Genomic DNA, 291 nt, shown 5'->3' with positions numbered 1-291 from the left:
GTGCTGGGCGCCGACCCGCTGGTGGTGTACCAGCCCGCCCAGGGCAAGCCGGGTGACGCCGACTACACGCCGGAAGTGCCCGGCGGCATCGGCGAGGAGAACCTGCCCACCATCACGCTGCCCTACATCACCACGGCCCGCGAAGGCGTGAAGCGCCTGGGCGCCCTGGTGGAGCAGTACGGCACCTACGAAACCAACGGCGTGGCCTTCGGCGACGCCCACGAGGTGTGGTAGTGGGAGAACATCGGAGGCCACCATTGGATTGCCCGGCGCGGGCCGGATGACTGCTAC

1 pseudogene is annotated in these 291 nt (G+C 69.4%); it reads left to right on the top strand.

The window, feature by feature from the left end:
* Nucleotides 1-291, top strand: a pseudogene (locus PZH32_RS13595) (C69 family dipeptidase); the annotation flags it as partial.

It is taken from the genome of Adlercreutzia equolifaciens (genome assembly GCF_029076695.1).
Classification (GTDB): Bacteria; Actinomycetota; Coriobacteriia; order Coriobacteriales; family Eggerthellaceae; genus Adlercreutzia; species Adlercreutzia equolifaciens_A.
The sequence above is the reverse complement of the archived record's forward strand: the minus strand, read 5'-3'. Positions and strand labels throughout refer to the sequence as shown.